This is a genomic window from Paraburkholderia sp. SIMBA_030 (assembly GCF_046535245.1).
Lineage (GTDB): Bacteria > Pseudomonadota > Gammaproteobacteria > Burkholderiales > Burkholderiaceae > Paraburkholderia.
Genome location: NZ_JAWRXB010001871.1, coordinates 1 through 219 on the forward strand (window position 1 = coordinate 1; position 219 = coordinate 219).

Consider the following 219-nt stretch of genomic DNA (forward strand, 5'->3'; position numbering starts at 1 on the left):
GCGCCGCCCGTCCCAGAGCCCCTGTAAATTGCCACTTACCTGCAGCTCAATCTGCCTGTCAGGATGAACTGCGCGCAACTCGTCCAGCTCGTCAGCAAACACATCTGCAAGGTTGACGCTCGTGGCTGTTACGCTGATGCCCAGGCCCAGCCTGGTCCGGTTGAAATCGGTGAGGTCATCAAGCAACGCCTGCATCCGGGCTCCGCTACGTATCAGGCG

Annotated in this window: 1 pseudogene; it reads right to left on the reverse strand. The window is 60.3% G+C overall.

The features are described from left to right. Positions 1-219: pseudogene (locus SB772_RS46480) on the reverse strand (sensor histidine kinase); the annotation flags it as partial.